At 70.0% G+C, this 26,898-nt stretch carries 29 protein-coding genes and 1 riboswitch; of the genes, 13 read left to right on the forward strand and 16 right to left on the reverse strand.

The features are described from left to right. Window positions 1-60 precede the first annotated feature (60 nt). Both ACFC0G_RS06030 and ACFC0G_RS06035 read right to left on the reverse strand, forming a co-directional pair. On the reverse strand, window positions 61-1,179 hold the full coding sequence (locus ACFC0G_RS06030) for a peptidoglycan bridge formation glycyltransferase FemA/FemB family protein (protein WP_024760417.1): 1,119 nt from the start codon (window positions 1,177-1,179) through the stop codon (window positions 61-63). Window positions 1,180-1,320: 141 nt separating this feature from the next. Then, complete coding sequence (locus tag ACFC0G_RS06035) at window positions 1,321-1,638, reverse strand: hypothetical protein (RefSeq protein WP_376397889.1); 318 nt, start codon at window positions 1,636-1,638, stop codon at window positions 1,321-1,323. A 285-nt stretch (window positions 1,639-1,923) separates the two neighbouring features. On the opposite strand from ACFC0G_RS06035, the gene rpsF reads away from it, so the two are divergent. The 4 genes from rpsF to rplI all read left to right on the forward strand — a co-directional run bounded on the left by rpsF (window position 1,924) and on the right by rplI (window position 3,647). After that, window positions 1,924-2,214, forward strand: a complete 291-nt coding sequence (rpsF, locus tag ACFC0G_RS06040; protein ID WP_005482942.1) for a 30S ribosomal protein S6 — start codon at window positions 1,924-1,926, stop codon at window positions 2,212-2,214. A gap of 73 nt (window positions 2,215-2,287) precedes the next feature. Continuing rightward, complete coding sequence (locus tag ACFC0G_RS06045) at window positions 2,288-2,887, forward strand: single-stranded DNA-binding protein (RefSeq protein WP_056653712.1); 600 nt, start codon at window positions 2,288-2,290, stop codon at window positions 2,885-2,887. Window positions 2,888-2,945: 58 nt separating this feature from the next. Further along, entirely contained in the window at window positions 2,946-3,182 is a 237-nt protein-coding gene (rpsR, locus tag ACFC0G_RS06050; protein ID WP_005315025.1) for a 30S ribosomal protein S18, read from the forward strand. Between the two features lie 18 nt (window positions 3,183-3,200). Continuing rightward, the gene (gene rplI / locus ACFC0G_RS06055; protein ID WP_376397894.1) at window positions 3,201-3,647 is read left to right on the forward strand and encodes a 50S ribosomal protein L9; all 447 of its coding nucleotides are present in this window, start codon (window positions 3,201-3,203) and stop codon (window positions 3,645-3,647) included. A 118-nt stretch (window positions 3,648-3,765) separates the two neighbouring features. Here the strand turns inward: rplI and ACFC0G_RS06060 are convergent, their stop codons facing one another. Then, complete coding sequence (locus ACFC0G_RS06060; RefSeq protein ID WP_376397897.1) at window positions 3,766-5,103, reverse strand: MATE family efflux transporter; 1,338 nt, start codon at window positions 5,101-5,103, stop codon at window positions 3,766-3,768. 424 nt (window positions 5,104-5,527) lie between these two features. Between ACFC0G_RS06060 and dnaB the strand changes: the two genes are divergently transcribed. Beyond that, window positions 5,528-7,009 carry a replicative DNA helicase gene (gene dnaB / locus ACFC0G_RS06065; protein WP_376397901.1) on the forward strand — a complete coding sequence of 494 codons (1,482 nt, stop codon included), beginning with the start codon at window positions 5,528-5,530 and terminating at the stop codon, window positions 7,007-7,009. Window positions 7,010-7,104: 95 nt separating this feature from the next. Here dnaB and ACFC0G_RS06070 read toward each other — a convergent pair whose 3' ends face one another. Continuing rightward, on the reverse strand, window positions 7,105-8,025 hold the full coding sequence (locus ACFC0G_RS06070) for an NAD-dependent epimerase/dehydratase family protein (protein WP_376397904.1): 921 nt from the start codon (window positions 8,023-8,025) through the stop codon (window positions 7,105-7,107). 81 nt (window positions 8,026-8,106) lie between these two features. Between ACFC0G_RS06070 and ACFC0G_RS06075 the strand changes: the two genes are divergently transcribed. Beyond that, window positions 8,107-9,489, forward strand: a complete 1,383-nt coding sequence (locus ACFC0G_RS06075) for a serine hydrolase domain-containing protein (RefSeq protein WP_376397907.1) — start codon at window positions 8,107-8,109, stop codon at window positions 9,487-9,489. A gap of 112 nt (window positions 9,490-9,601) precedes the next feature. On the opposite strand, the gene ACFC0G_RS06080 is transcribed toward ACFC0G_RS06075, so the two are convergent. From ACFC0G_RS06080 to ACFC0G_RS06090, 3 genes are all read right to left on the reverse strand, one after another. Next, window positions 9,602-10,054 (reverse strand): GNAT family N-acetyltransferase, encoded by a 453-nt coding sequence (locus ACFC0G_RS06080; RefSeq protein WP_376397910.1) that lies wholly within the window; start codon window positions 10,052-10,054, stop codon window positions 9,602-9,604. Window positions 10,055-10,101: 47 nt separating this feature from the next. Then, window positions 10,102-10,560: a MarR family winged helix-turn-helix transcriptional regulator gene (locus ACFC0G_RS06085; RefSeq protein WP_376397913.1), complete on the reverse strand. Its 459-nt coding sequence runs from the start codon at window positions 10,558-10,560 to the stop codon at window positions 10,102-10,104. A gap of 162 nt (window positions 10,561-10,722) precedes the next feature. Further along, window positions 10,723-11,586 (reverse strand): GNAT family N-acetyltransferase, encoded by an 864-nt coding sequence (locus ACFC0G_RS06090; protein WP_376397916.1) that lies wholly within the window; start codon window positions 11,584-11,586, stop codon window positions 10,723-10,725. 101 nt (window positions 11,587-11,687) lie between these two features. On the opposite strand from ACFC0G_RS06090, the gene ACFC0G_RS06095 reads away from it, so the two are divergent. Next, a complete protein-coding gene (locus tag ACFC0G_RS06095) occupies window positions 11,688-12,359 on the forward strand; it encodes an HAD family hydrolase (RefSeq protein ID WP_376397919.1) in 672 nt (223 codons plus the stop codon). A gap of 108 nt (window positions 12,360-12,467) precedes the next feature. Next, entirely contained in the window at window positions 12,468-13,718 is a 1,251-nt protein-coding gene (locus ACFC0G_RS06100; protein WP_376398456.1) for a globin domain-containing protein, read from the forward strand. On the opposite strand, the gene ACFC0G_RS06105 is transcribed toward ACFC0G_RS06100, so the two are convergent. The 5 genes from ACFC0G_RS06105 to ACFC0G_RS06125 form a co-directional block, all read right to left on the reverse strand. Next, the gene (locus tag ACFC0G_RS06105) at window positions 13,661-14,140 is read right to left on the reverse strand and encodes an NUDIX domain-containing protein (RefSeq protein WP_376397922.1); all 480 of its coding nucleotides are present in this window, start codon (window positions 14,138-14,140) and stop codon (window positions 13,661-13,663) included. The two genes, ACFC0G_RS06100 and ACFC0G_RS06105, sit on opposite strands and share 58 nt — an antisense overlap. Before the next feature lie 35 nt (window positions 14,141-14,175). Beyond that, window positions 14,176-15,072 carry a LysR family transcriptional regulator gene (locus tag ACFC0G_RS06110; protein ID WP_376397925.1) on the reverse strand — a complete coding sequence of 299 codons (897 nt, stop codon included), beginning with the start codon at window positions 15,070-15,072 and terminating at the stop codon, window positions 14,176-14,178. Between the two features lie 295 nt (window positions 15,073-15,367). Then, complete coding sequence (locus ACFC0G_RS06115; RefSeq protein ID WP_376397928.1) at window positions 15,368-16,537, reverse strand: cystathionine gamma-lyase; 1,170 nt, start codon at window positions 16,535-16,537, stop codon at window positions 15,368-15,370. Then, a complete protein-coding gene (locus ACFC0G_RS06120; protein ID WP_376397930.1) occupies window positions 16,534-17,025 on the reverse strand; it encodes a low molecular weight protein-tyrosine-phosphatase in 492 nt (163 codons plus the stop codon). Before ACFC0G_RS06120 ends, ACFC0G_RS06115 begins: the two co-directional genes overlap by 4 nt. 10 nt (window positions 17,026-17,035) lie before the next feature. After that, the gene (locus tag ACFC0G_RS06125) at window positions 17,036-17,416 is read right to left on the reverse strand and encodes a phage holin family protein (protein WP_376397933.1); all 381 of its coding nucleotides are present in this window, start codon (window positions 17,414-17,416) and stop codon (window positions 17,036-17,038) included. A 51-nt stretch (window positions 17,417-17,467) separates the two neighbouring features. Between ACFC0G_RS06125 and ACFC0G_RS06130 the strand changes: the two genes are divergently transcribed. The 4 genes from ACFC0G_RS06130 (at window position 17,468) to ACFC0G_RS06145 (ending at window position 19,737) form a co-directional block, all read left to right on the forward strand. Then, the gene (locus ACFC0G_RS06130) at window positions 17,468-17,785 is read left to right on the forward strand and encodes a cupin domain-containing protein (RefSeq protein WP_376397936.1); all 318 of its coding nucleotides are present in this window, start codon (window positions 17,468-17,470) and stop codon (window positions 17,783-17,785) included. Window positions 17,786-17,934: 149 nt separating this feature from the next. Continuing rightward, window positions 17,935-18,153 carry a DUF5326 family protein gene (locus ACFC0G_RS06135; protein ID WP_376397939.1) on the forward strand — a complete coding sequence of 73 codons (219 nt, stop codon included), beginning with the start codon at window positions 17,935-17,937 and terminating at the stop codon, window positions 18,151-18,153. A gap of 285 nt (window positions 18,154-18,438) precedes the next feature. Continuing rightward, on the forward strand, window positions 18,439-19,164 hold the full coding sequence (locus ACFC0G_RS06140; RefSeq protein ID WP_376397942.1) for an IclR family transcriptional regulator: 726 nt from the start codon (window positions 18,439-18,441) through the stop codon (window positions 19,162-19,164). Window positions 19,165-19,302: 138 nt separating this feature from the next. Continuing rightward, a complete protein-coding gene (locus ACFC0G_RS06145) occupies window positions 19,303-19,737 on the forward strand; it encodes an SsgA family sporulation/cell division regulator (RefSeq protein ID WP_024760447.1) in 435 nt (144 codons plus the stop codon). 28 nt (window positions 19,738-19,765) lie between these two features. On the opposite strand, the gene ACFC0G_RS06150 is transcribed toward ACFC0G_RS06145, so the two are convergent. Beyond that, a complete protein-coding gene (locus ACFC0G_RS06150; RefSeq protein ID WP_376397946.1) occupies window positions 19,766-21,133 on the reverse strand; it encodes a YibE/F family protein in 1,368 nt (455 codons plus the stop codon). A gap of 72 nt (window positions 21,134-21,205) precedes the next feature. After that, window positions 21,206-21,340, forward strand: a riboswitch (TPP riboswitch). On the opposite strand from ACFC0G_RS06150, the gene thiC reads away from it, so the two are divergent. Further along, window positions 21,334-23,139 (forward strand): phosphomethylpyrimidine synthase ThiC, encoded by a 1,806-nt coding sequence (gene thiC / locus ACFC0G_RS06155; RefSeq protein ID WP_376397949.1) that lies wholly within the window; start codon window positions 21,334-21,336, stop codon window positions 23,137-23,139. It overlaps the preceding riboswitch by 7 nt. A gap of 90 nt (window positions 23,140-23,229) precedes the next feature. Here the strand turns inward: thiC and ACFC0G_RS06160 are convergent, their stop codons facing one another. The 3 genes from ACFC0G_RS06160 to ACFC0G_RS06170 all read right to left on the reverse strand — a co-directional run bounded on the left by ACFC0G_RS06160 (window position 23,230) and on the right by ACFC0G_RS06170 (window position 26,849). Continuing rightward, window positions 23,230-23,880, reverse strand: a complete 651-nt coding sequence (locus tag ACFC0G_RS06160) for a hypothetical protein (protein WP_376397952.1) — start codon at window positions 23,878-23,880, stop codon at window positions 23,230-23,232. A 159-nt stretch (window positions 23,881-24,039) separates the two neighbouring features. Beyond that, complete coding sequence (locus ACFC0G_RS06165) at window positions 24,040-25,479, reverse strand: metallophosphoesterase (protein ID WP_376397955.1); 1,440 nt, start codon at window positions 25,477-25,479, stop codon at window positions 24,040-24,042. 263 nt (window positions 25,480-25,742) lie between these two features. Continuing rightward, complete coding sequence (locus ACFC0G_RS06170) at window positions 25,743-26,849, reverse strand: LacI family DNA-binding transcriptional regulator (protein WP_055642419.1); 1,107 nt, start codon at window positions 26,847-26,849, stop codon at window positions 25,743-25,745. Window positions 26,850-26,898: the final 49 nt, after the last annotated feature.

Raw genomic sequence — 26,898 nt, forward strand, 5'->3', positions numbered from 1 at the left:
TGGCAGCGGTGTGTCAAAGATATGTACGAGACTACGGAACCGTCGCCGAAGCGACGCCGCTCAGCGGCGGGACATGTAGATGTCGAGCGCCTTGTGCAGCAGCTTGTTCAGCGGGAAGTCCCACTCGCCGACGTACTCGACGGCCTCGCCGCCCGTGCCCACCTTGAACTGGATGAGCCCGAAGAGGTGGTCGGTCTCGTCGAGCGAGTCCGAGATGCCCCGCAGGTCGTAGACGGTCGCGCCCATCGCGTAGGCGTCCCGCAGCATCCGCCACTGCATCGCGTTCGAGGGCCTGACCTCGCGGCCGATGTTGTCGGAGGCACCGTAGGAGTACCAGACGTGCCCGCCGACGACGAGCATCGTCGCGGCGGACAGGTTCACGCCGTTGTGACGGGCGAAGTAGAGCCGCATGCGGTTGGGGTCCTCGTTGTTGAGGACGGTCCACATGCGCTGGAAGTACGAGAGCGGGCGCGGCCGGAAGTGGTCACGGACGGCCGTGATCTCGTAGAGCCGCTGCCACTCGGCCAGGTCCTCGTAGCCGCCCTGGACGACCTCGACGCCGGCCTTCTCGGCCTTCTTGATGTTGCGGCGCCACAGCTGGTTGAAGCCCTTGAGGACGTCGTCGAGCGAGCGGTTCGCGAGGGGGACCTGGAAGACGTAGCGGGGCTGGACGTCACCGAAGCCGGCGCCGCCGTCCTCGGCCTGCTGCCAGCCCATCTTCCGCAGCCGGTCCGCGACCTCGAAGGCGCGCGGCTCGATGTGGGTGGCCTCGACGTCCTTGAGGCGCTTCACGTCCGGGTCCTGGATGCCGGACTTGATGGCGGCCGCGTCCCAGCGGCGGATGACGACGGGCGGGCCCATCTTCACCGAGAAGGCGCCCTGCTGCTTGAGGTGCGCCAGCATCGGCTGCAGCCAGTCGTCGAGGTTGGGCGCGTGCCAGTTGATGACCGGGCCCTCGGGCAGGTAGGCGAGGTAGCGCTTGATCTTCGGGAGCTGGCGGTAGAGCACCAGGCCGGCGCCGACGAGTTCGCCGTTCTTGTCGAACCAACCGAGGTTCTCCGAGCGCCACTCGGTCTTCACATCAGCCCACGCCGGGACCTGGCAGTGGCTCGCCGCGGGCTGGCTCTGGATGAATCCCAGATGCTGCTCACGGCTGATGGTCCTCAGGGTCAGGCTCATGCGGGGCGCTCCTCGGCAGGTGTGTCCCCATCGGTCAGGGGCTCCGGCTCTCGCGCCGAAGCCTACTGTGACCGAGGAGCGCCCCGGATGGGCGTGTACGCCCTGACGTGCCGCTGGGCCCGCCCTGACGTGCCGCCGGACTCAGTAGCTGATGACGCCTCCGAAGAGACCGCCGTGTGCCATGCCGAGGTAGAAGCCCACCGCCGCCAGACCGAGTCCGACGACCAGGGCGAAGCGCTCGCGGGTCGTCACGGAGATGAACTGTCCGTACGCCCCGGTCAGGATGCCGATCAGCCCCGTCCAGGAACTCAGCAGGTGGAGGTTGTCGAACTGGGCGGTGACGAAGGAGAGCACGCCCAGCACCAGGGTCACGGCGAGCAGCGTGTCCTGGAGCGGGTGTGGCTTGCCGTCGGTCGCGAAGAGGGAGTGGCCGGGGTCGGGTCGCATTGCCTGTGCCATGAGGGCACCTCCTGGCGTGCCTGGCGGAAGGCGGCGCATCTTAGCGCCGCCGACATCCGTTGTGTACAGATTGCGTCCCCTCACCAGTGAATTTCAACCGGAGGCCGATGTGCAGGTACTCTGTACGGTCTGCACCGGTGTCTGCCCTGGTCCGTCCTGGATCCGACAGTGACCCTCGTTCGCCGAGGGGGATTGTCAGTGGTGGCGGATACCGTTGTTTACGCATCACGACCCTCCTGCCACGGAACGACCGTGGCCGCTGAGTCCAAAGGAGGTGGGTTCCACATGCGTCACTACGAGGTGATGGTCATCCTCGACCCCGATCTGGAGGAGCGCGCTGTCGCCCCCCTGATCGAGAACTTCCTCTCCGTCGTCCGTGAGGGCAACGGAAAGGTCGAGAAGGTCGACACCTGGGGCCGTCGTCGTCTCTCGTACGAGATCAAGAAGAAGCCCGAGGGCATCTACTCGGTCATCGACCTGCAGGCCGAGCCTGCGGTCGTCAAGGAGCTCGACCGCCAGATGAACCTGAACGAGTCGGTCCTCCGGACCAAGGTCCTCCGCCCCGAGACCCACTGAGCTTCTAGCTCAGAGGTCATCGGGTTCGAGTAGCTACAAGCAGCCAGAAGCAATCCCGCCGAGAGGTTCCCCCATGGCAGGCGAGACCGTCATCACGGTCGTCGGCAATCTTGTCGACGACCCCGAGCTGCGCTTCACCCCGTCCGGTGCGGCGGTCGCGAAGTTCCGTATCGCGTCCACCCCCCGCACCTTCGACCGTCAGACCAACGAGTGGAAGGACGGCGAAAGCCTCTTCCTCACCTGCTCGGTCTGGCGTCAGGCGGCGGAGAACGTCGCCGAGTCGCTTCAGCGAGGCATGCGCGTTGTCGTGCAGGGCCGGCTGAAGCAGCGGTCCTATGAGGACCGTGAGGGCGTCAAGCGCACGGTCTACGAGCTGGACGTCGAGGAAGTCGGCCCCAGCCTCAAGAACGCCACGGCCAAGGTCACCAAGACCACTGGTCGCGGTGGTCAGGGCGGCTACGGCGGCGGTGGCCAGCAGCAGGGCGGCGGCAGCTGGGGTGGAAACTCCGGCGGCGGTGCCCCGCAGGGTGGCGGCGGTGCTCCCGCCGACGACCCGTGGGCGACCGGTGCTCCTTCTGGCGGTTCCGGCGGTTCCGGCGGCCAGCAGGGCGGCGGAGGCGGCGGCTGGGGTGGGAACTCCGGCGGCGGCTACTCGGACGAGCCTCCCTTCTAGGGCACACGCCCTCGAGGTAGCTCGTATCCCCACTTCTTGATCACACAGGAGAAACACCATGGCGAAGCCGCCTGTGCGCAAGCCTAAGAAGAAGGTCTGCGCGTTCTGCAAGGACAAGACCGCGTACGTGGACTACAAGGACACGAACATGCTGCGGAAGTTCATTTCCGACCGTGGCAAGATCCGTGCCCGCCGCGTTACCGGCAACTGCACGCAGCACCAGCGTGACGTCGCCACGGCCGTCAAGAACAGCCGTGAGATGGCGCTGCTGCCCTACACGTCCACCGCGCGATAAGGAAAGGGTGACCGAAAAATGAAGATCATCCTGACCCACGAGGTCTCTGGCCTCGGCGCCGCCGGCGACGTCGTCGACGTCAAGGACGGCTACGCTCGCAACTACCTGGTCCCGCGTGGTTTCGCGATCCGCTGGACCAAGGGTGGCGAGCAGGACGTGGCGCAGATCCGCCGCGGCCGCAAGATCCGCGAGATCGCGACCATCGAGCAGGCCAACCAGATCAAGGCCCAGCTCGAGGGTACGAAGGTCCGTCTGGCTGTTCGCTCCGGCGACGCCGGCCGTCTCTTCGGCTCCGTGACCCCGGCCGACATCGCCTCGGCGATCAAGGCCGCGGGTGGCCCCGACGTCGACAAGCGTCGCGTCGAGCTCGGTTCGCCGATCAAGACCCTGGGCTCGCACCAGGTGTCCGTGCGTCTGCACGCCGACGTTGCCGTGAAGCTCGGCGTCGAGATCGTCGCCGCGTAACGCTGCCGCCGGCGCTCTGCGCTGAGCAGTAAGGAAGGGCCGCACCCCTTGGGGTGCGGCCCTTCCGCTGTTTCACGTGAAACGGTCGGTTCCACGTGGAACAGTCGACGTGGAACCGTCAGCGCGTGGCGCCTGTGACGATCCAGCGGCCGGAGCGCGAGCGCAGCCAGAGCGTCACCATCCGGACGGTCATCATCAGGGTCATCGCCCACCAGAGCGCGGTCAGCCCGCCACCGAGCACCGGAACGAGCAGGGCGACGGGGGCGAAGACCGCGAGGGTCAGCAGCATGGCCCAGGCCAGATAGGGGCCGTCGCCCGCGCCCATGAGGACGCCGTCGAGGACGAAGACGACCCCGGAGATCGGCTGGGACAGCGCGACCACCAGCAGAGCGGGGAGCAGGGTGTCCTGGACGGTGGTGTCGCTGGTGAAGAGCGGGACGAACAGGGGGCGGGCGACGATCAGGAGCGCGCCGAGCACGACTCCGGAGAGCACGCCCCACTGGACCATGCGACGGCAGACCTGGCGTGCGCCGTCGGCGTCGTTCGCGCCGAGATAGCGGCCGATGATGGCCTGGCCCGCGATGGCGATCGCGTCGAGGGCGAAGGCCATCAGGCTCCACAGGGACAGGATGATCTGGTGGGCGGCGACCTCGGCGTCACCCATACGGGCGGCGACGGCGGTGGCGATCATCAGGACCGCGCGGAGCGAGAGCGTACGGACCAGCAGCGGGGCGCCGGCCTGGGCGGAGGCCCGGATGCCGGCCGTGTCGGGGCGGAGGGAGGCACCGTGGCGGCGGGCGCCCCGGACGACCACGACGAGGTAGGCGGCGGCCATGCCGCACTGGGCGATGACCGTGCCCCAGGCCGAGCCGGCGATCCCCAGGCCGGCGCCGTAGACCAGCCCGACGTTGAGCGCCCCGTTGACCGCGAAGCCGCCGATGGCCACGTAGAGCGGTGTACGGGTGTCCTGGAGGCCCCGCAGGACGCCGGTGGCGGCCAGGACGACCAGCATGGCGGGGATGCCGAGGCTGGAGATCCGCAGATAGGTGACGGCGTACGAGGCGGCGGTGTCGGAGGCGCCGAAGACGTCGACGAGCCAGGGGGCCGTGGGCAGGGTCAGGGCGACGACGCCGGCGCCGAGGAGGAGAGCGAGCCAGATGCCGTCCATGCCCTGTCGGATGGCGGCCGGGAGGTCGCCCGCGCCGACGCGCCGGGCGACGGCCGCCGTGGTCGCATAGGCGAGGAAGACGAAGACGCTGACGGCGGTGGACAGCAGGGTGGCGGCGATCGCGAGACCCGCGAGCTGGGGGGTACCGAGGTGGCCGACGATGGCGCTGTCGACCATGAGGAAGAGCGGCTCGGCGACGAGAGCACCGAAGGCCGGCAGGGCGAGGGAGACGATCTCGCGGTCGTGCTGTCGGCGGACGGCCTTGGAGGTCGCGGGGGCCTGGATCATGGGGTCAATCTAATCTTCCACAGGTAAGAGATGCAATGCATTAGAGACTCTTACTTCTTGGGGGAGCGGGGCTTCGGGTGTGGGCCGTTTGTTCTGATCTTGGGCCGGGTGGAAAACTTTTTCTCCCCCACAGGCCGTGGATGGAGAAGGTGCAGGTCAGATGGGTGGAGCTAGGGGTGCTATGAGTTTGTCCACATGGCTGTCCCCCGCTCCGTGCACAGGATCCGGGGAGTTCTCCACAGCATCTGGCCGTTCACCCACAGGCCCTGTGGATAACCAGATTGGCTGACGCCCCTCGCGGGCCTACCGTGGTCCGGCGCCCGACGCGCCAGCAGCGGTCGCAAAGCCACTTGTTGTTGAAGGCCGTGGCGTAAGAAAGAGTGGCACGGCGAGGTCCGCGGAGCGGACGGGAGGAGGTGGCTTGGTGAGCGTTCCCGAGCCCATGGACGACCCTTGGGCCGACGGCGGACCGAGTGACCGGCTGCCCACCCGTACCCGGGGAGAAGGACGCGGCCGGGGCCGCGGGCGTGATGACCAGCACGAGCGCGGCAGCGACGGCCCGTGGGACGGCGGACTCTCCGGATTCGAGCGCGTCCCCCCGCAGGACCTCGACGCCGAGCAGTCCGTCCTCGGCGGCATGCTGCTCTCCAAGGACGCCATCGCGGACGTCGTGGAGATCATCAAGGGCAACGACTTCTACAAGCCCGCCCACGAGACCGTCTACGCCGCGATCCTCGACCTCTACGCCAAGGGCGAGCCGGCCGACCCCATCACGGTCGGCGCCGAGCTCACCAAGCGCGGCGAGATCACCCGTGTCGGCGGCGCCTCCTACCTCCACACCCTGGTCCAGTCGGTACCGACCGCGGCCAACGCCTCGTACTACGCCGAGATCGTCCACGAGCGCGCCGTCCTGCGCCGCCTCGTGGAGGCCGGCACCAAGATCACGCAGATGGGCTACGCGGCCGACGGAGACGTCGACGAGATCGTGAACTCGGCCCAGGCCGAGATCTACGCGGTCACCGAGCAGCGCACCACCGAGGACTACCTGCCGCTCGGCGACATCATGGAGGGGGCCCTCGACGAGATCGAGGCGATCGGCTCCCGCAGCGGCGAGATGACGGGTGTGCCGACCGGCTTCACCGACCTCGACTCGCTCACCAACGGCCTGCACCCCGGCCAGATGATCATCATCGCGGCCCGTCCCGCCATGGGTAAGTCGACCCTCGCCCTGGACTTCGCCCGGGCGGCCTCCATCAAGCACAACCTGCCCAGCGTCATCTTCTCCCTCGAAATGGGCCGCAACGAGATCGCGATGCGTCTGCTCTCGGCGGAGGCCCGGGTCGCGCTCCACCACATGCGCTCCGGCACGATGACCGACGAGGACTGGACGCGCCTCGCCCGCCGCATGCCCGACGTCTCCCAGGCGCCCCTGTACATCGACGACTCCCCGAACCTGTCGATGATGGAGATCCGGGCGAAGTGCCGACGGCTCAAGCAGCGCAACGGCCTCAAGCTCGTGATCATCGACTACCTGCAGCTGATGCAGTCGGGCGGCTCGAAGCGGCAGGAGAGCCGTCAGCAGGAAGTCTCCGACATGTCGCGAAACCTCAAGCTCCTCGCCAAGGAGCTGGAGCTGCCCGTGATCGCGCTCTCCCAGCTGAACCGTGGCCCCGAGCAGCGCACCGACAAGAAGCCGATGGTCTCCGACCTGCGTGAGTCCGGCTCGATCGAGCAGGACGCCGACATGGTGATCCTGCTGCACCGCGAGGACGCCTACGAGAAGGAGTCCCCGCGGGCCGGCGAGGCGGACATCATCGTGGGCAAGCACCGTAACGGCCCGACGGCCACCATCACCGTGGCCTTCCAGGGCCACTACTCGCGCTTCGTCGACATGGCCCAGACCTGACCGGAGGCCGCACGCCGCCTCCCCCGTCCGGGTGGGATGCCGTCGGACCTGGGCTTCCGCCGGATGAGGGCGCCGAGAAGGGCGGGACGTTTGCCTCAGACGGTCGTGGGGTGGGCGGAGGCGAGGGCCCGTACGCCCGCCAGGCTGTCGTCGTGGGTGGGCGACCAGCCGAGTTCCCGTTCGGCCTTGCTCGCGTCGAGGCGCAGCTGGGAGGTCATGGCCGTGTGGGCCAGGGGAGCCGGCTTGAGCAGCCAGAGCGGGACCCGCAGGGGCTTGGGGGCGCCGAAGGCCGCGGCGACCTCCTGGAGGTGCCTGCCGAAGGGGAGCGGGGTGCGGTCGGCGATGTTGTAGGCCTGGCCCGGGGTGCCGCTCCCGACGGCGAGGACGACGGCCCGCGCCGCGTCGTCGACGTCCACCCAGGACAGGGCGCGTCCGTGGTCGGCGACCACGGGCAGGGAGCGCTTGCGCAGGAGGGGGAGCATGTCGGTGTCAGTGACCCCCGCGCCGTAGAAGAAGCCGAAGCGCAGGCTGATCGTCTCCAGTCCCTCCGCGGTGAAGGCCAGCCGCTCCTTGGCGCGCATGGCGCCGACGTGGCGCTCCAGCCAGGCGTTGGTGCCGCGTGGGCCGAAAGGGGTGTTCTCCTCGGTGATCAGGCCGGTGCCGTGATCCCCGTACCCGTAGCCGAACATCATCGACTCGACCACGAACCGGCGGGCGCCGGTCGCGCGGGCGGCGGCGAGGAGGTTCTCGGTGCCCCGGGTCCGCAGGGCGTTGGTCGGCACCATGCTCTGGTGGCGTGCCATCGACTCGCCCTTGAGTGCGGTCGCCGCGTGGACGACGGCGTCGAAGGCGAGCCCGTCCACGGCCCTGAGGACCGCGTCGGCGTCCAGGAGGTCGGCGCGCACCGTGTTCGTGGCGCCCCGCCCGAGCCCCGCGACCTCGTGTCCGGCAGCGGTCAGCTGCCGGGCGGCGCTCCGGCCCAGTGCGCCGCTCGCTCCTGCCAGCAGAACCCTCATGTCCGTGCTCCCTTCCGATCCGGTGATGCTCATGGGACGGATCGGGAAGCTTCGTATGTGACATCGCGTTGGATGGGATCTATGACGACATCTTTCGAGGCTCTGTTGCCCGGTACCGAGCGGGCCCTGCTGCACCGCGTGGCGGTCGCCCAGTCCGAGGGCCGAGCGCCCTCCTTCGTCGGGGCGGTGGTCCGTGACGGAGCACTGGTGTGGAGCGGTTCGCGCAGCTGCGTGGACGGGCACGCGCCCGACGACGACACACAGTTCAGGATCGGCTCCCTCACCAAGGTGTTCACCGCCGTGCTCGTGATGCGGCTGAGGGACGAGGGACTGCTCGACCTCGACGATCCGCTGGAGCGCCACCTCAAGGGGACGGGCGTCGGCGAGGTGACGATCGCTCAGCTCCTCGGCCACAGTGGTGGCCTCGCGGCCGAGACGCCCGGCCAGTGGTGGGAGCGGTCCTCCGCCGCGCTGCGCCCGGAGCTCTCCGACGTCCTGGGGGAGAAGCCCTCGCTGCGGACCCCGGGGCGCGGCTTCCATTACTCCAACCCCGGCTACACCCTGCTCGGTTCGCTCATCGAGGAGGTGCGGGGGGTCTCCTGGGGGGAGGCGCTGCGGCGCGAGATCCTGGAGCCGTTGGGGATGAGCCGTACGACGCTCGACCCGGTCGCCCCGCACGCGGGCGGCTGGGCGGTGCACCCCTGGGCCGACGTGATGCTGCCCGAGCCGTCCGAGGACCTGGGGCTGATGGCGCCGGCCGGACAGCTGTGGTCGACGGCGGCGGACCTCGGCCGGTTCGCCGTGTTCCTCGCGGCGGGCGACGAGCGGGTGCTCGTGGCGTCTTCCGTGGAGGAGATGCGGGCTCCCGCCTCCCCCGCCGGTGAGGGCGACTGGGAGGGCGGTTACGGGCTCGGCCTCCAGCTGCTGCGCAGGGACGGCCGGACGCTGATCGGCCACACCGGCTCGCTGCCGGGCTTCGTCGCCTGCCTGTGGGTGAGCGTGGAGGACGGCCTGGCGGGGATCGCCCTCGCCAATGCCACGTCCGGGCCGCTGACGGCAGCCGTGGCGGCCGATCTCGTGCGGATCGTGGCGGACGCCGAGCCGAGGTTCCCGGAGCCCTGGCGGCCCCTTCCGGAAGCCGAGGTCGACGAGGAGCTGCTGTCCCTGACGGGGCCCTGGTACTGGGGCACGTACTCCTACGGGCTCCGGCTCGGGCCCGAGCGTTCCGTGGTCCTGGAGCCGCTGAGGGGAGCAGGGCGGCGGGCTCGCTTCCGGGCGCTGCCCGAGGGCGGCTGGGTCGGGCTCAACGGCTACTACACGGGAGAGACGCTCCGGGCGGTGCGGCGGCCCGACGGCAGTGTGAGCCACCTCGACCTGGGGTCCTTCGTCTTCACCCGGGAGCCGTACGAGCCGGGGGACGTGGTACCGGGCGGGGTGGACGAGGCGGGCTGGCGCGGCCTCTGAGCCGTCCGGCCGGTGGTCGTCCCCGCGGTCTCCCTCTGGTGTTTCACGTGAAACAGCGCGCCGGGTCGTTGCCCGGCGCGCTGTCCGCCGGCTGTCCGCCCGTGGGGCGGCCTCAGAGGTTCTTCTTGAAGCCCACGTGGGAGGCCTCGAAGCCGAGCCGCTCGTAGAAGCGGTGGGCGTCGGTGCGGGTGACGTCGGAGGTCAGCTGGACCAGTCCGCAGCCCTGGCGGCCGGACTCCTCGACGGCCCACTCGATGAGCTGCGTCCCGAGCCCGCTGCCGCGCTCGTCGGCGTGGATGCGGACGCCCTCGATGATCGAGCGGGTGGTGCCCCGGCGGGAGAGCCCGGGGATCACCGTCAGCTGGAGTGTGCCGACGACCTTCTCCCCGCGGACCGCCACGACGACGTGCTGGTGGGGGTCGTTCGCGAGGCGCTCGAAGGCGGTGAGGTACGGGGTGAGGTCGCCGGGGGACTCGCGCTGGGCACCCAGCGGGTCGTCGGCGAGCATCGCCACGATGGCCGCCAGGTCGGCGGAGACGGCGGGGCGTATATCAAGATCGCTCATGCCCCGCAGCGTACGCACGCTCGGCCGCGGCTGCCCTCTCCGTCGGGTCAGACGGTGACGGTCACGCCCTCCACGACCTGGACCAGCGGGGCCAGCTCCGGGTTCTTCGCGGCCTCGTCGAGGGCCTCGCGCAGCGCGCTGTCATTGGTGGGGCGGGCTTCTTCGAGGAGCTTCAGGCCGGCTTCGGTGACATCGGTGTAGATGCCGCGCCGGTCGGTGGCACAGAGGTACCGGGTGAGCAGGCCGCGGTCCTCGAGCCGGGTGACGAGCCGGGTGGTGGCGCTCTGGCTCAGCACGACGGCGTCGGCGACCTGCTTCATCTGGAGGTGACCGCCCGGGCCGCTGTGCTGCCGGCTGAGGACGTCGAGGAGCGAGTACTCACGGACGCTCAGACCGTGACCGGACTCCAGGGCGCGCTCGATGTGGGCCTCGATCCTGCCGTGCAGCAGGGAGAGGGCGCACCAGCGCTGGGAGAGTGCGGTCAGTGCGGGGTCCGTCGCGGTCATGGTCTCTCCTCGGTCTCTCCTCGGCGCCGGAGCGGCTCACGAACCAGGGTAGACGATGCAACGCAATAATGCGCGTCTGCAAGTAAATCTGTCCGGGGTTCGCGTCGGCGCCGAGGCCAGGGCCTGTCCGACCCTGATCCGGCCCGATCGACAAGACACCCGCTAGCCCGCCGCGACGGTCAGCGGAGCGAAGCGCCGGCGCCAGTCGCCAGGGAGGTCGGGGAGGGAGCGGACCATCACGGAGGTGGTGGCGATCGAGTCGATGCCGTTCTCCTTCGCCCAGCTCAGCAGCGTCGTGTGGCGCACGTCGATGTCCGTGCGCAGCGGCCGGTCGGTGGCGGCGGCCAGGGAGGCGATCAGCGCCTGGGCCGTGGCCGGGTCCTTGGCGATCAGCGGTCCGACGACATGCGTGTCCATGTTGGGCCAGGCCGCTGCGAAGCCGGTGATCTCGCCGTCTTCCTCCGCGACCCGGAGATGGTCCGCGAACGCGGGCAGCCGCGTGAGGATGTGCGTGCGGTCGAGGCCGAAGACCTCGCGGTCCAGGCGCAGGATCGCCCGGAGGTCCTCCGCGGTCGCCGGGCGGACGGGGACGTCCGGGGCGGGCGTGGTGAAACTGAACCGCCCGCGCACCATCTCGGCCCGGCTCGTCTCGATGAAGCCCAGCTGCTCGTACAGGGGCTGCCCGTTGGCCGTGGCGTACAGGGTGAGCGGGGTGTCGCCGTTCTCCGCCAGGACGTGCTGCATGAGCCGGCGCCCCACCCCCTGGCGCGCGTACGCCTCGGCGACGAGCACCATGCCGATCGCGGCGAGCCCCGGCCCGTACGAGGTGACCACGCAGCAGGTGACCAGCCCCGTGCCGGACGGGTCGTCGATGCCGTAGCCGGTGCCCGCGGTGAGGAGATGGCCCCACTTGTACTCCTCGCGCAGCCACCCCCTGTTCTCGGAGAGGTCGGCGCAGGCGAGGAGGTCGTCCGCCGTGAGGCGCCGGATGGGGAGCTGAGCGAGAGCGGAGGGAGATGCAGGCATGCCTTTCAGGCTGACCGAAGCAGTGATCTTCCGTCCACCGGTTTACGAGATCCGGCCGATTACCCGAGGAAGCGTTGATTCCCTCCGCTGGGATGCGGACGATGTTTCACGTGAAACCGAGTGAATCCATGGAATCCCGACGCGGCAGACTGCACCTCTTCGACCTCGACGGCACGCTGATCCGAGGTTCGGCCGCCGCCGTGGAGATCTCCCGGCAACTGGGACTCGTGGAGGAGATCGCCGCGCTGGAGGAGGGGTTTCTGCGGGGGCTCACTCCGGCCGAGTTCGCCGTTCAGGCCCGCGAGCTCTGGTCCACGCTCACCCCGGAGCAGGTCGCCGTCGCCTTCGACGATGCGCCGTGGCTGGCGGGCATCCGCGAGGTCTGGGCCGACATCCGGGCCCGGGGTGAACGCTGTGCGGTCATCTCCCTCTCGCCCGACTTCTTCGTCGAGCGTCTGCTCGACTGGGGCGTCGACACGGCACACGGATCGCTCTGGCCCGCCGTTCCCTTCACCGAGTCGATCCATCGGCCCGGCATCCTCGACGCGGCGGCGAAGGTACGGATCGCCCGGGAGCTCTGCACGGAGTACGGCGTGGAGTGGTCCGACTGCGTGGCCTACGGGGACTCGATGTCCGACGCCGAGCTCTTCGCGATCGTGCGGGACACCGTGGCGGTGAACGCGGACCACCATCTCGCCGGGCTTTCCCGCCACAGCTACACCGGCGGAGATCTGCGCGAGGCCTACGACTTGGTCCGAAACAGCGCAGCTTAGCCGGAAACCCGGCCCTATGACCCGAGAACACCGCTTTCCGTCCGAAGCGGTGCTCGGAAGCGTCATGCTGCGGGCACGGAAGCCGGCCAGCGCGAGGCGAGGCACATGATGGATGTTCCGACCACCACGACGGGCGGGACGGAGGCCCGAATACGCGAAGAGGTCTCCGCCCAAGAGGTCTCTCCTGACGGGGTCTCCCCCGACGCGTTCCTGGTCCGCCGCACCCTGGCGGAGATCGCCCCCGTCGCCGACCAGGTGACCTCGTACTTCTACGCCCTGCTCTTCGTCCGGAACCCCGAGCTGCGCGAGATGTTCCCCGCGGCCATGGACACCCAGCGGGACAGGCTCCTGAAGGCCCTCCTGACGGCGGCCGAGCACCTGGACGACGTCCCCGTCCTCACCGCGTATCTGGAGAACCTCGGCAAGGGGCACCGGAAGTACGGCACCAGGGCCGCCCACTACCCGGCCGTCGGCGAGGCCCTCATCGGTGCGCTGGTCCGGTACGCCACGGAGAGCTGGGACGCGAAGACCGAGGCGGCCTGGGTCCGTACGTACACGACGATCTCCCAGATCATGATCGACGCGGCGGCGGAGAACGAGCAGCACGCGCCCGCCTGGTGGCAGGCCGAGGTCGTCTCCCACGATCTCCGCACCCCCGACGTCGCCGTCGTCACTCTCCGGCCCGATCAGCCGTACCCGTTCCTGGCGGGGCAGTACACGACACTGGAGACCCCCTGGTGGCCCCGGACCTGGCGCCACTACTCGTTCGCCTCGGCGCCCCGGCCCGACGGACTGCTCACCCTCCACGTCAAGGCGGTCCCGGCAGGCTGGGTGTCCAACGCCCTGGTCCACAAGGCGCGCCCCGGAGACGTGCTGCGCCTCGGTGCTCCGGCCGGCTCCATGACGGTCGACCACTCCACCGACAGCGGACTGCTCTGTCTGGGCGGCGGCACCGGGATCGCGCCGATCAAGGCCCTGGTCGAGGACGTCGCCGAGCACGGCGACCGGCGGCCGGTCGACGTCTTCTACGGCGCGCGCAGCGGCCACGGCCTCTACGACATCGACACGATGCTGCGCCTCCAGAAGACCTTCCCCTGGCTCTCCGTCCACCCGGTCACGGAGGAGCAGGGGCGCCTCCCGGACGCCGTCTGCCGCTACGGGTCCTGGGAGGAGCGCGACGCCTACCTCTCGGGCCCGCTCGGCATGGTCCGCCGCGGGGTCGACGCCCTGCGCGGAGCGGGGGTGCCGTCGGACCGCATCCGGCACGACTTCCTGGCGGAACTCACCCCCGCGAGCGGCGATCAGCCCAGGTCGGGCGCGTGCATGGCGCGGACCCCCTCGATGTTGCCGTCGAGGTAGTGGCGCAGGGAGAGGGGGACGAGATGGACGGCGGCGATGCCGACCCGGCTGAACGGCACCCGGACGATCTCGTACTCGCCGACGGGTTCGTCGATCTCGGGGCCGTGCCGCAGGGACGGGTCCATGGAGCCGAGCCGGCACACGAAGAAGTGCTGGACCTTCACCCCGGAGACCCCACCGTCGACGATGTGCTCGACGGTGTCGACGAAGCAGGGCACCACGTCGGTGATCTTGGCGCCGAGTTCCTCGTGCACCTCGCGGTGCAGGGCCTCGACGACCGTGGTGTCGGAGGGTTCCACGCCACCACCGGGCGTGAGCCAGTAGGGATCCATCCCCGGCTTGGTGCGTTTGATGAGGACGAGATCGTCCCCGTCGAGCAGGATGGCGCGTGCGGTGCGCTTGATCACGGGCCGTTCGGTCATGGGAAGAAAATGGCCCGTCCGCGGTGTCCTGAAACTCACCAGTCCCCTGCGGACCGCAACAGGGCCTCGTGGGCGCGCGCGATGTGCGACAGCGCGAGCGTGCCGGTCCGCACGACCAGGAAGTACGTCCGCAGCGGGGGCACCGGGGGGTCGAGCAGCGCCACGAGCCGTCCCTGCTCCAAGGCCTCCTCGCACAGATAGCGCGGCAGGACGGCGAGACCGGCGCCGGAGGCCGCGGAGTCCCGTACGGCTCGCAGGTCGGGGGCGACCACGGTCGCGGCGGCCGCCGGCTTGGTCTCGAAGACGGCGGCCCAGTAGCGGGAGACGAACGGCAGCGACTCGTGCACCTCGACCACCGGAAGCTGCTCCAGGACCACCGCCCCCTTGCGGAGCAGCGTTTCGGGGGCGAGCCGGGCCGCCCAGCGCGGGGCCGCGACCAGCACGTGCTCCTCGTCGCAGAGCGGAGTGGCGACGAACAGGCCGCCGCGCGGGCGGGCGGTCGTGAGGGCCAGATCGTGGTGGCCGGCCGCGAGCCCGTCGAGGATCTCCTCCGCGTTGCCCGCGAAGGAGGCCCGTACGGCGAGTCCCTGGCCGACCAGCGGGGTCAGCGCGGGCAGCGCGCGGAGCGCGGTGAACTCCGGGGGACCGGCGACATGGAGGGTACGGACGCCGCTCACCTCGTCGAGGCCGGTCTCGGCGATCTCGACCAGGGCATCCAGATGGGGTGCGGCGCGGTGCGCGAGTTCGTCGCCGATCGTGGTCGGCGTGACCCCACGCGCCTGCCTGAGGAAGAGCGGCCGGCCCAGCTGCCGCTCCAGGGTCCGGATCTGGCTGGTGACGGCGGGCTGGGAGAGTCCCAGGAGCGCGGCGGCGCGGGTGAAGGAGCCGGCCCGGTGCACCGTGACGAACGTGCGCAGCAGGGCCAGATCCATGTCCGCCCCCTCCCGGCCGTGCGGCCGTTCGACTCAGGCGGCCGGCTGACGGCGCCTCAGGACCGTCCAACTATAAATAAGTCGATAGGCCTCTGTCGCTACCGTGATTGGACACTGACGCACAGTCAACTAGCCTTGTACAGGCGGTCTCCGCGTAGGGAACCGAGGGCGCTCCGAGCCACGAGGGGGGAGGCTCGGAGCGCCCCGTTCCTGCCGCCACGACGGCTCAGGCAACGACTCGGCCAACGCTCAGCCGACGACGTAGCCAACGCTCAGCCGACGACTCGGCCGACGCTCAGCCGGCGGCGCCGGCCTCGTCGAGGGCCCGCAGGACGTCGGCGATCAGGTCCTCGGGATCCTCGGCGCCCACCGAGAAACGGATGAAGCCCTCCGCGACCGCGTCCCCGCCCCAGCGCCCCCGCCGCTCCGCCGTGGAGCGCACGCCGCCGAAGCTGGTGGCGTCGTCCACGAGCCGCAGCTCTTCCAGGAACCGCTCGGCCCGCTTCCGGTCCGCCAGCTCGAAGGAGACCACCGGACCGAAGCGCCGCATCTGCCGGGCGGCCACCGCGTGCGAAGGATCGGTGGGCAGCCCCGGGTAGCGCAGCCCGGTCACGTCGTCGCGCTCGGCGAGTACGCGCGCGAGGGACAGGGCGGTGGAGCACTGCCGGTCGATCCGCAGCTGGAGGGTGGCCAGCGAGCGGTGGGCGAGCCAGGCCTCCATGGGGCCGGGGATCGCGCCGACCACCTTGCGCCAGCGCCGCACCTCCGCCGCCCGCAGGGGGTCCCGGCAGCTCACGTGCCCGAGCAGGATGTCGCCGTGCCCGGTCATGCCCTTGGTGTCGCTGGCGACGGAGAAGTCCGCGCCCAGCTCCAGGGGCCGCTGGCCGAGCGGGGTGGCGAGGGTGTTGTCGACGGCCACGAGCACCCCCGCGGCGTGCGCCTCGCGCACCAGGCGCCGGATGTCGCAGACGTCGAGCCCGGGGTTGGACGGACTCTCGATCCACAGCAGCCGGGCGCCTTCGAGGACGGCGAGCTGTCCGTCGCCGCCGGTCGGCGCGGTCCGCACCTCGATGCCGTACGCCCGCAACTGCTCGTGCAGCAGCGGCAGTGCCTGGTAGCCGTCGGTCGGCAGCACCACCGCGTCGCCGGCCTTCAGCTGGGAGAAGAGGACGGCGGAGATCGCGGCCATGCCGGAGGCGAAGACCAGCGTCTCGACGTCCTGCTCCCCCGGTGCCTCCAGCGCGCCGATCGCCCGTTCCAGATGGGTCCAGGTGGGGTTCTCGTCGCGGCCGTACGTGTACGGGCCGGTCGGTTCGCCCGGCAGATGGAAGTGGGCCGCGAACACCGGGCCCGGCAGGGTCGGTTCGTACTTCACGGGCTCGGGAAGCCCGGCCCGTACGGCGAGGGTGCCGTCGCCGAACACGCCGGCCGCCCGCCGGTCGGGGTCGCTTGCCTGGTCGGTCACGCTGTCCGCTCCTCCACTTCCGTACGTACGGCCGCGAGCAGTCCCTCGCTCGCGGCCTCCACCATCTCCAAGCACTCCTCGAAGCTCTCCCGGTCCCCGTAATACGGGTCGGGGACGTCGAGCGCGTCCCCCGCGGCAGGGTCGTAGGAGCGCAGCAGCCGTATCTTCGCCGCTTCCTCCGGGGTGCGGGCGAGCGCCCGGAGCTCCCGGACGTGCCCCTCGTCCAGTGCGATCACCAGGTCGAGGGCGGGGAACCACGAGGCCCGGAACTGGCGGGCGGAGTGCGCGGAGGTGTAGCCGTTCTCCTCCAGGACGGTGACCGTGCGCGGGTCGGCACCGTGGCCCTCGTGCCAGCCGCCGGTCCCCGCGCTGTCGACCTCCACCACTCCGCCGAGGCCTGCCTCCTCCACACGACGGCGGAAGACGTGCTCGGCCATCGGCGAGCGGCAGATGTTGCCCGTGCAGACGAAGCACACGCGATAGGGCACGGTCGCCGGCTCAGTCACCGTCGGGGAGCACGACGTTCAGTGCCCACGAGACGACGGAGATGATCAGGCCGCCGACGATGGCGGTCCAGAAGCCGTCCACGTGGAAGCTGAGGTCGAACAGGTCGGCAAGCCAGGACGTGAGCATCAGCATCAGGGCGTTGACCACCAGGGTGATCAGGCCGAGCGTCAGGATGAAGAGCGGCAGCGTCAGCAGTTTGACGATCGGCTTGACCAAGACGTTCACGAGCCCGAAGACCAGGGCGACGAGAATGAGGGTCAAGGCCTTCTTGCCGGTGTTCTCACCGGTCAGGGAGATGTCCGGTGAGAGCACCCAGACGGCGACTCCCAGGGCGCCCGCGTTCGCGAGCGTCTTGACTACGAAATTCTTCATGTGTCTGATCGTTGCAGACATGATTGGGCCAAGGGCAGGGGCTGACGGGCGATGAAGGCATTCCGGCTGGACGAACTGGAGGCGGAGCGCGCCGCGAACCAGGGCGCCTATCTCCAGTTCCTGCGAGAGCGGAACATGTCGGTGGGCCTGTACGCGCTGGGCGCCGGGGAGCTCGACCCGCAGCAGCCGCACGGCCAGGACGAGGTGTACTTCGTGGTGAGCGGCCGCGCCGCGATCACGGTCGGGGACGAGACGACCCAGGTGGCGCGCGGCAGCGTGGTCTACGTGCCGGCCGGGGTTCCCCACAAGTTCCACCACATCAGCGAGGACCTGCGGGTCCTGGTGGTCTTCTCCCCTCCGGAGAGCTGATCCCCGAGCCGGCGGTGGTGACCCCCTAGGGGGCGGATCAGGGGAGAGCGGGGGGCCGCGGGCCCCCGTGGGCCGCTTTCCGCCCCTAGCCTTGAGGTTGTTCGGCGCGGAGTGCGCGGAACAGATCATCGAGAGAGCGAGGTAGGACCATGGCCGTACAGGAGATTCTCGCGGGGATGCCCTGGTGGGTGAAGTGGGTCGCCATACCCGCTCTCGCCCTGCTGGTCTTCGGCGGACTCATCACCAGCGTCCTGACCATCGTGGTCGGCCTGCTGTTCAAGGTGCTGCTGTTCGTGGCGCTCGTCGCCGGACTGGTCTACGTCGTGCGGAAGTTCAAGGGCTCCGCCGGGTCGCGCGAGGACTGGTAGCACAAGCTGCCCTGAGACAGGGAGACGACGGCGGGCATTAGCCCGGGCGGGGGAACGCGTGGGCTGAATCCGGGCGGGGCCCCAAGGGCTGCCACTAGAGTGGAATCCCTCCGCCGTGTTGGGGACTACAGGCGTAGACCTCCCTACTGACCAGCGGTTTCCCAGGCCCGGCGGGCGCGCGGGGGCGGCCCCCGCGGGCGGATGCCATGCATCCGTCGTCACGCCTGGGGGTGACCTTTGGCCACGGCTACGCGGACTACCGCTGCACCTACCCTGATCGGCTCGGTGCAGCGGGCGCTGAGACTTCTGGAGGCCGTGTCCTCCCATGCGGACGGCGCCCCGGCCAAACAGCTCGCCCGTGAGACGGGCCTTCCGCTGCCCACCACGTACCACCTGCTCCGCACCCTGACCCACGAGGGCTATCTGCGCCGTGAGAAGGGTGTGTTCGTCCTGGGCGACGCCGCCGTCCGACTGGCCGGCGGCGGAGCTGTGCAGAATCGTCGCATCAAGATCGAAGACTCCCTTGCCCGCTGGCGGGACGAGATCGGTGTGCCGGTGTACTTCGCCCTCTATCGCGAGGGAGAGATCGAGCTCGTCGCTGTCGCGGACACCCCCTCTGCCCCCGCAGTGGAGGAGTGGGCAGATTTCCGCGAGACCGGGCACGCGCACGCCATCGGGCAGTGTCTGCTGAGCCAACTCGATCTGAAAGCTCGTCAAGACCACCTCGACCGCCATCCGGTGGAAGCCATCACTCCGTACACGGTGCGTAACCATCGTGTCCTTTTGGAGCGTTTGGGCGGTTTGGGGCGAATGGAGCCCCTGGTAGAGCGTCAGGAATATGCGCTCGGCACGGTCTGTGCCGCCATTCCCGTCACGGCGGGGTCCACGGCGGCCGCGATGGCCATTTCCCTCCCCCTTCACCAGGAAGAACGGTTGCTCCCAGCAGTCGAGCGGCTACGTACGGAGATCGGGAGGCTCTTCAGTTCGCTCGCGTTCTCTATCAGTATCTGAAAAATCACTCCTTGTGATCTGCTAGCGCTTACAGCACGATTGCGTCAAGAGGGCCACGGGGGATCATTCCTGGCCGTTTCGGTCACAGCTTTCAGCAGCTGTGTTTACACAACTGCTTCATCTACTGCGGGGTACATGATGCGAGAGTCGGTTCAGGCCGAGGTCCTGATGAGCTTCCTCGTCTCCGAGGAGCTCTGCTTCAAGATCCCAGTCGAGCTGCGATACGAGACCCGGGATCCTTACGCGGTGCGGATGACCTTCCACCTCCCCGGGGACGCGCCCGTGACCTGGGCGTTCGGCAGGGAGTTGCTGCTCGACGGGATCAACAGGCCGAGCGGGGACGGGGACGTACACATCGCTCCCACGGACCCCGAGGGCCTTTCGGATGTCTCCATCCGGCTCCAGGTGGGCGGCGACCGCGCCCTGTTCCGGGCCAGCGCGCCGCCGCTGGTCGCGTTCCTCGACCGCACGGACAAGCTGGTTCCGCTTGGTCAGGAACGGACACTCGGTGACTTCGAGGACAACCTGGAGGCGGCACTCGGCCGGATTCTGGCAGAGGAGAACGCCGGCTGATTCGGGGCCGGTACGCCGCCCGGAGCCCCTACTTCGCGCGGCGGCGCCGACCGCCCCGTACCGCCGCCGCCCGGGGCTTCCCGGCGACGTCGGAGCCCGGCCGGTCGGCGGAGACCACGAGCGCCGCGAGGGCCGTGGTGACCGGCACGGAGGCGACCAGACCGATCGAACCGACCAGCGTTCGGACGATCTCCACCGCGACCAGCTCGCTGTTGGCCACCGTGCCCATGCTGCTCTGCGCGATCGAGAAGAGCAGCAGCAGCGGCAGGGCGGCGCCCGCGTAGGCGAGGACCAGGGTGTTCACGACCGAGGCGATGTGGTCGCGGCCGATCCGGATCGCGGCCCGGTACAGCGCGCGCGGCCCCATGCCCGGATCGGCCTGGTGCAGCTCCCAGACCGCCGAGGTCTGGGTGACGGTCACGTCGTCCAGCACGCCGAGCGAACCGATGATGATGCCGGCGAGCAACAGGCCGGACATGTCGATCTCCGGGAACAGGCCGTGGATCAGGCCGGTGTTGTCGTCGGTGTTGCCGCTGAGTGAGGCCCAGCCGATGAAGACCGAGCCGAGCAGACCGATCAGCAGCAGCGAAATCAGCGTGCCGAGCACCGCGACCGAGGTGCGGGCCGAGAGCCCGTGGCACATGTAGAGCGCGATCAGCATGATCGCGCTCGACCCGACCACCGCCACGACCAGCGGATTCGAGCCCTGCAGGATCGCCGGCAGGATGAAGAGCGTCAGCACCAGGAAGCTCGCGGCGAGCGCGATGAGCGCCATCACGCCCTTCATCCGGCCGACGACCACCACCACGATCGCGAAGATCCCGGCGAGCACCGCCATCGGGAGCTTCCGGTTCACGTCCGTCACCGAGTACTGCAGATCGCGCGGGGCGTCGGGGGCGTACGCCACCACCACGCCCTGCCCCTCGTGCAGTTGGCGCGGCGCGTCGGGCTGCACGATCTCGGTGAACGTACGCCCCTTCTCCTGCCCGCTGGTGACCTCGATCGTCGCCTTCTCGCACTGCCCCTGCTGGGCGTTGACCGCCTCGCGCCCCTCGGGCGTGGAGGTGTCCCCGGTCGGCGGGACCTGGGCGGCGTTCACGTCCTTGCAGTCGACCTGCTCGACGGAGACGACCGTGCCCTGCTCCGTCTGCCGGTCGAAGCCGACTCCGGTGCGCTCGTGCGCCGGCGTACCACCGGGCCACAGGACCACGAGCCCGACCACCACGGCGGTGGCGAAGGGGATCAGGATCGCGGCGATGACCTTGCGCAGATGCCGGGAGACGGGGGCGGCGGGGCCGTGGCTGTGGCTGTGGCCATGGCTCGGTTCGTGGCCGTGACCGGGTTCGTGGCCGTGTCCGTGGCCGTGCGGCTCGGGGGTCTGCTGGGGGGAAGTCACCGACCGATCATCGCAAGAACGGTGGGGGGCCCACTGTTCAGCACGCCAGGGATGACGCTAGCGTGGTGACACCTTTGCACACGCGGGAGCTCGGAGCACCGGGCTGAGAGGGCGCTGATCACCGTACGCACGTACGGGAGGAGGCTGCGCCGACCGCCGAACCTGTTACCGGGTAATGCCGGCGTAGGGAGATCGGTCTCATGACCATTCAGGATGCACGCACGCCTGCCTCCGACCAGGAGGGCCAGGACGGCCAGGACGGCCTGCCGACCCCGGGCGAGCGCACGCCCGGCTGGCACAAGGGGTACATCGAGGGTTCGCGCCCCGACCTCCGGGTCCCGGTCCGTCAGGTGCACCTCACCAACGGCAAGGACGTGACGCTGTACGACACGTCCGGTCCGTACACCGACCCCACCATCGACACCGATGTGCGGCGTGGCCTGGCGCCGTTGCGCGAGAACTGGATCATCGCGCGCGGCGACACCGAGGAGTACGCGGGCCGCCCCGTCCGTCCCGAGGACGACGGCATCAAGCACACCTCGCCGCGCGGCGGCGGGCTCAAGAACCTCGACGCCGTCTTCCCCGGCCGCCCGCGCCTCCCGCGCCGGGGCCGCGACGGCCAGGCGGTGACGCAGCTCGCGTACGCCCGCCGCGGGGAGATCACCCCGGAGATGGAGTACGTCGCGATCCGCGAGAACGTCTCCCCCGAGGTCGTGCGCGAGGAGATCGCCGCGGGCCGCGCCGTTCTCCCGGCGAACGTCAACCACCCGGAGATCGAGCCGATGATCATCGGCAAGCGGTTCCTGGTGAAGGTCAACGCCAACATCGGCAACTCCGCCGTCACCTCCTCCATCGAGGAGGAGGTGGAGAAGATGACGTGGGCGACCAAGTGGGGCGCCGACACGGTCATGGACCTGTCCACCGGCCGCAACATCCACACCACCCGCGAGTGGGTGCTGCGCAACTCCCCCGTGCCGATCGGCACCGTGCCGCTCTACCAGGCGCTGGAGAAGGTCGACGGCAGGGCCGAGGACCTGACCTGGGAGATCTACAAGGACACGGTCATCGAGCAGGCCGAACAGGGCGTCGACTACATGACGGTGCACGCCGGCGTGCTCCTGCCGTACGTGCCGCTCACCGCGCGCCGCAAGACCGGCATCGTCTCGCGCGGCGGCTCGATCATGGCCGCCTGGTGTCTCGCGCACCACAAGGAGAACTTCCTCTACACGAACTTCGAGGAGCTCTGCGAGATCCTCGCGGCGTACGACGTCACGTACTCGCTCGGCGACGGTCTGCGCCCCGGCTCGATCGCGGACGCCAACGACGAGGCGCAGTTCGCGGAGCTGCGCACGCTCGGCGAGCTGAACACGATCGCCAAGCGCCACAACGTGCAGACGATGATCGAGGGCCCGGGCCACGTCCCGATGCACAAGATCAAGGAGAACATCGACCTCCAGCAGGAGATCTGCGAGGAGGCGCCGTTCTACACGCTCGGCCCGCTGACCACGGACGTGGCGCCCGCCTACGACCACATCACCTCGGGCATCGGCGCGGCGATGATCGCCTGGTGGGGCACGGCGATGCTCTGCTACGTCACGCCCAAGGAGCACCTGGGCCTGCCGAACAAGGACGACGTGAAGACGGGCGTCATCACGTACAAGATCTCGGCCCACGCGGCGGACCTCGCCAAGGGGCACCCGGGCGCCCAGGAGTGGGACGACGCGCTCTCGGACGCGCGGTTCGAGTTCCGCTGGGAGGACCAGTTCAACCTGGCGCTCGACCCGGTCACCGCGCGCGAGTTCCACGACGAGACGCTGCCCGCGGAGCCGGCGAAGACCGCGCACTTCTGCTCGATGTGCGGTCCGAAGTTCTGCTCGATGAAGATCTCCCAGGACATCCGGCGTGAGCACGGCGGCACGCAGCAGGAGATCGAGGCCGGCATGGCAGAGAAGTCGAAGGAGTTCGCGGAGAGCGGGAACCGCGTCTACCTGCCGCTGGCGGACTGACCGCGGAGGGCTCCGGCGCCGGCCGTCGCGCCGGCTTCTGAGCAGGCACCGGCCCGCGACCCACGGGGGAGTCGCGGGCCGTTGCCGTTGTCAGGGAGTGAGGTCGTCGTCCCGGTGGGCGGCGGCGAGGGCGTCGCGGAGGAAGGGCACGACGCCGCGTTCGAGCAGGGCGAGGCGCCAGGCCTCACGGGCGCGGGACAGTTCGTCGTCCGCCGCGGTGGCGGGCGCGCCGGCCGTGACCGTCGCGGTCGGGCTGTTGCGCAGGGCGGTCCGGAGGAGACCGGCGGCCGCGCAGAGCAGGCCGGCGGCGGCGACCGCGCCGAAGACCAGGCCGGCCGTCAGCAGCGTCGCGCCGAACACCACGGTGGGCGCGATCGCGTGCAGCAACGCGCCGACCAGCAGGAAGATGAAGGCGGCCGACCCGGCGAGGACGGGCACCATGACGGTGACGATCGCGACGATCCCCGCGCCGGAGCCGTCCTGCGGGGCGGGTACGCGGGTGGTGACCGCGACGCGGCTCTGCTCACGGACCTTGACGAAGTGGTCGTACTCGCTCGACGCCGCGGTGGTGATCAGCGCTGTCGCGTTCAGGGCCATGGAGCGCAGTTGCCCGGCCGTGAGGCGAGTGCCGACTCCGGCGAGATCCGGACGTGCGTGGGCGGTGCTCAGTGCGTCGTCGAGGACCCGCTCGTACTCGGCGCGATCCTCGGTCAGCAGGTACGGAGCCACGTTCATGTGCATCCCCCGATGCTCCGCAGGCCCGGATCAGCCGTGGAGAACGGCCGGTCGGACGGAAACGGAGGAGAGCCTGCTACGGATGGTCCGATGGTATTGCGGTGACGCCACGGGCTGACAGGGTGTTTCCGGAAATCGACTTCCCCGGATGCGCAGGGTTATGCGTCAGCTGTTCAGGGGGAGTTGGACGACCAGCAGCTTTCCGGCCATGGTCACGCCACCGTCCATGGCGATCGCGAGACCGTCCGCGTACACGTGCGGTCCGTCGACGATCGGTCCTCCGCTGCCCTCGCTCTCCTCCGTGCCGACCTGGCCGAGGAGGTACGGAATGGGGCTGTGGCCGTGGACGATCCGGCCGCCGCCGTAGGTGGAGAGGAGCTCCTGGACGGCCTGCGGTCCTGACTCGTCGCGGAACGCGAAGCGCTTCGTGAACTTCCGGAACACGTCCCAGACCTCGTCGGCGTCGCTCCGGTTGAGGATCTCGTGGACCGTCTCGTTGACGTCCTCGATGGTCTCGCCGTATTCGAGGTACGCGGTGGTGTCGGAGTGCAGGAGGAGGTGGTCGTCCTCCAGGACCACGGCGTCGAGCCGGGACATCCACTGGAGGTGCACGTCCTGGAGCCGGTCCATGTCGTGCTTCTGGCCGCCGTTGAGCAGCCAGGCGGCCTGGAAGGTGGCCGTGCCCGCACCCGACTGGACCGGGGTGTCGCCGAAGCGCTTGGCGCCGATCAGCAGCAGCTCGTGGTTGCCCATGAGGGCCTTGCAGTAGCCGCCGGCGGCGGCGGCCTCCGCGGAGAGCCGCATGACGAGGTCGATGACGCCGATGCCGTCGGGACCGCGGTCGGTGAAGTCGCCGAGGAACCACAGGCGGGCGTTGCCCGCGGCCCAGCCGCCGTTCTCGTCGACGAGGCCCTGGGCGCGCAGGGCGCCGACGAGTTCGTCGAGGTAGCCGTGGACGTCACCGACGACGTAGAGCGGGCCGGGGCCGTCGCCGGTCGTGGCCGCGGGGTCGGGCGCGGGGGCGGCGTCGGGGGTGACCCGGACCTGGACGGTGTCGCCGCGGTTGATGACGGGGAGGTCGCGCTCGGTCGGGGTGTAGCCCTCGGGCAGGTCGCCTTCGGGGAAGGCGCTGCCGGGATGGCCGGTGGCGACCGAGACGATGGAGGAACCGGTCGTACGGGTCGTGTTGCCCGTCGCAGCGGGCGCAGCGGGCGCACCGGTGGTACCGGTCGTGTCGGTGTACGCGGGGGCGATGCGGCGGCCCAGAAGCAGGGTCGGGTCGGCGGGTGCGGGCGCGGGTGCGGGCGCGGTGGTCGGCATGGGCGGGACGGCCGGCGCCTCGACGGGTGCCGCGACGGCGGTCCCGGCAGGGGTCCCGGCAGCGGTCCCGACGGTGCTCTCGACCGACGCCTCGACCGGCGGAAGGTGCTCGGCGGTCTGCGGAAGGTGCTCGGCGGCCGGCGTCGGCGCGGGCGTCGGCAGCGGATCCGCGGACGTCGGCTCGGCGGCGTGGCCCTGTACGGGCACCCGGGCGTACGGCGGTACGCGGAAGTCGCGCAATGTCGCCGTGCGCACCACGGGCTCCTGCCCGGCCCCCTGAGTCATGGACCCCTCCACCACCGTCGCGATGCCCTGCACATCGTGGACCGGCCTGGTCGGGGTGGCCCACGATGTCGTCCGCCCATCATAGGAATGAGCGTCCTCCTGTGTGACGCACCAGGGGTGGTGAATCCGGGTCCACTCCGGGTTCACCGGTTGTTTCGCCCGAATTGAGAAGGTCCAGTCCAGGGTTGAGGCCGGTATGCGGCTCGGTTTCGCCGCCCCTGCCCACGGGCAGGGGCGGGGGCGGCGTGTTCGGTGAGCCTCGGTCAGTCCTTCGCGGGTGAGCGCGGCGGGCTGACCGTGGTGCGCGGCGAGCGCCGCTGCGAGGACGTGCGGACGATGAGTTCGGTCGGTATCACCTGCTCGACCGGACCGTCCGTATCGATCCCCTCGATGGCGTCGATGAGGAGCTGGACGACGGCCGTGCCGATCCTGCGTGGCTTGAGCGAGAGCGTCGTGATGGGCGGTTCGGTCGTGGCGTAGACGGTGGACTCGCTGCAGCAGACCAGCAGCAGGTCCTCCGGGACGCGCAGCCCGTAGCGGCGCGCAGCCGCGAGGAGATCGGTTCCGTTGGGGTCGAAGAGGCCGTACACGGCGTCGGGTCGGTCCGGGCGGGCGAGCAGCCGGTCGGCCGCGACGGCGCCCGCGCACGGATCGTGCGCCGGATAGGCCTCGTAGACGGGGTCCTGGCCGACCCGCTCGCACCAGTTGAGGTACGCGGTGGTCGACAGGCGGGTGTACGTGTCGGTAGTGGTTCCGGTGAGGAGGCCGATGCGGCGGGCGCCGGCGTCGGCGAGGTGGTCGAGCAGATCGAGGACGGCGGCTTCGTGGTCGTTGTCGACCCAGGCGGTGACCGGAAGGGTGCCGGCGGGGCGTCCGTCGGAGACGACGGGGAGGCCTTGCCGGACCAGTTCGGTGACGACCGGGTCGTGGTCGGAGGGATCGATGACGACGGTGCCGTCGAGGGCGACGTTCGACCAGACGTCATGGCGGGAGGTGGCGGGGAGGATGACCAGGGCGTAGCCCCGGGCGAGTGCGGCCGATGTGGCTGCTCTGGCCATCTCCGCGAAATATGCGAATTCGGTGAAGGTGAAAGGTTCATCCCCGTACGTGGTCACGGTCAGGCCGATGAGTCCCGACTTACCCGTACGAAGCGTGCGGGCCGCCGCGGATGGGCGGTAGCCCAGCCGGTCGGCGACCTCGCGGACGTGGCGGCGGGTGGCGTCCGGGAGTCGGCCCTTGCCGTTGAGCGCGTCGGAGACAGTCGTGATCGAGACCCCGGCGGCGGCGGCCACGTCCCGGATGCCTGCCCGGCCCTGCCGGCTTCCCCGGGTCTGTGCCCGGCTCACCTGGTGCTTCCCTGCTGCTGTCATGGCGAGCCGATAGTAGGGCGATGAGGGGCGGTCGGGACGGTCGCATATG

The sequence above is a fragment of the Streptomyces sp. NPDC056169 genome (assembly GCF_042268445.1).
Lineage (GTDB): Bacteria > Actinomycetota > Actinomycetes > Streptomycetales > Streptomycetaceae > Streptomyces.

Coding starts and splice junctions, on each gene's coding strand:
- ACFC0G_RS06090 (WP_376397916.1), bottom strand. CDS start 11,586: ATGCCTGCATCTCCCTCCGCTCTCGCTCAGCTCCCCATCCGGCGCCTC.
- rpsF (WP_005482942.1), top strand. CDS start 1,924: ATGCGTCACTACGAGGTGATGGTCATCCTCGACCCCGATCTGGAGGAG.
- rplI (WP_376397894.1), top strand. CDS start 3,201: ATGAAGATCATCCTGACCCACGAGGTCTCTGGCCTCGGCGCCGCCGGC.
- ACFC0G_RS06035 (WP_376397889.1), bottom strand. CDS start 1,638: ATGGCACAGGCAATGCGACCCGACCCCGGCCACTCCCTCTTCGCGACC.
- ACFC0G_RS06085 (WP_376397913.1), bottom strand. CDS start 10,560: ATGACCGCGACGGACCCCGCACTGACCGCACTCTCCCAGCGCTGGTGC.
- ACFC0G_RS06030 (WP_024760417.1), bottom strand. CDS start 1,179: ATGAGCCTGACCCTGAGGACCATCAGCCGTGAGCAGCATCTGGGATTC.
- ACFC0G_RS06075 (WP_376397907.1), top strand. CDS start 8,107: ATGACGACATCTTTCGAGGCTCTGTTGCCCGGTACCGAGCGGGCCCTG.
- ACFC0G_RS06160 (WP_376397952.1), bottom strand. CDS start 23,880: ATGCACATGAACGTGGCTCCGTACCTGCTGACCGAGGATCGCGCCGAG.
- ACFC0G_RS06135 (WP_376397939.1), top strand. CDS start 17,935: ATGGCCGTACAGGAGATTCTCGCGGGGATGCCCTGGTGGGTGAAGTGG.
- ACFC0G_RS06095 (WP_376397919.1), top strand. CDS start 11,688: ATGTTTCACGTGAAACCGAGTGAATCCATGGAATCCCGACGCGGCAGA.
- ACFC0G_RS06110 (WP_376397925.1), bottom strand. CDS start 15,072: ATGGATCTGGCCCTGCTGCGCACGTTCGTCACGGTGCACCGGGCCGGC.
- ACFC0G_RS06130 (WP_376397936.1), top strand. CDS start 17,468: ATGAAGGCATTCCGGCTGGACGAACTGGAGGCGGAGCGCGCCGCGAAC.
- ACFC0G_RS06125 (WP_376397933.1), bottom strand. CDS start 17,416: ATGAAGAATTTCGTAGTCAAGACGCTCGCGAACGCGGGCGCCCTGGGA.
- ACFC0G_RS06105 (WP_376397922.1), bottom strand. CDS start 14,140: ATGACCGAACGGCCCGTGATCAAGCGCACCGCACGCGCCATCCTGCTC.
- ACFC0G_RS06170 (WP_055642419.1), bottom strand. CDS start 26,849: ATGACAGCAGCAGGGAAGCACCAGGTGAGCCGGGCACAGACCCGGGGA.
- ACFC0G_RS06045 (WP_056653712.1), top strand. CDS start 2,288: ATGGCAGGCGAGACCGTCATCACGGTCGTCGGCAATCTTGTCGACGAC.
- ACFC0G_RS06145 (WP_024760447.1), top strand. CDS start 19,303: ATGCGAGAGTCGGTTCAGGCCGAGGTCCTGATGAGCTTCCTCGTCTCC.
- ACFC0G_RS06060 (WP_376397897.1), bottom strand. CDS start 5,103: ATGATCCAGGCCCCCGCGACCTCCAAGGCCGTCCGCCGACAGCACGAC.
- ACFC0G_RS06165 (WP_376397955.1), bottom strand. CDS start 25,479: ATGACTCAGGGGGCCGGGCAGGAGCCCGTGGTGCGCACGGCGACATTG.
- rpsR (WP_005315025.1), top strand. CDS start 2,946: ATGGCGAAGCCGCCTGTGCGCAAGCCTAAGAAGAAGGTCTGCGCGTTC.
- thiC (WP_376397949.1), top strand. CDS start 21,334: ATGACCATTCAGGATGCACGCACGCCTGCCTCCGACCAGGAGGGCCAG.
- ACFC0G_RS06080 (WP_376397910.1), bottom strand. CDS start 10,054: ATGAGCGATCTTGATATACGCCCCGCCGTCTCCGCCGACCTGGCGGCC.
- ACFC0G_RS06100 (WP_376398456.1), top strand. CDS start 12,468: ATGGATGTTCCGACCACCACGACGGGCGGGACGGAGGCCCGAATACGC.
- ACFC0G_RS06070 (WP_376397904.1), bottom strand. CDS start 8,025: ATGAGGGTTCTGCTGGCAGGAGCGAGCGGCGCACTGGGCCGGAGCGCC.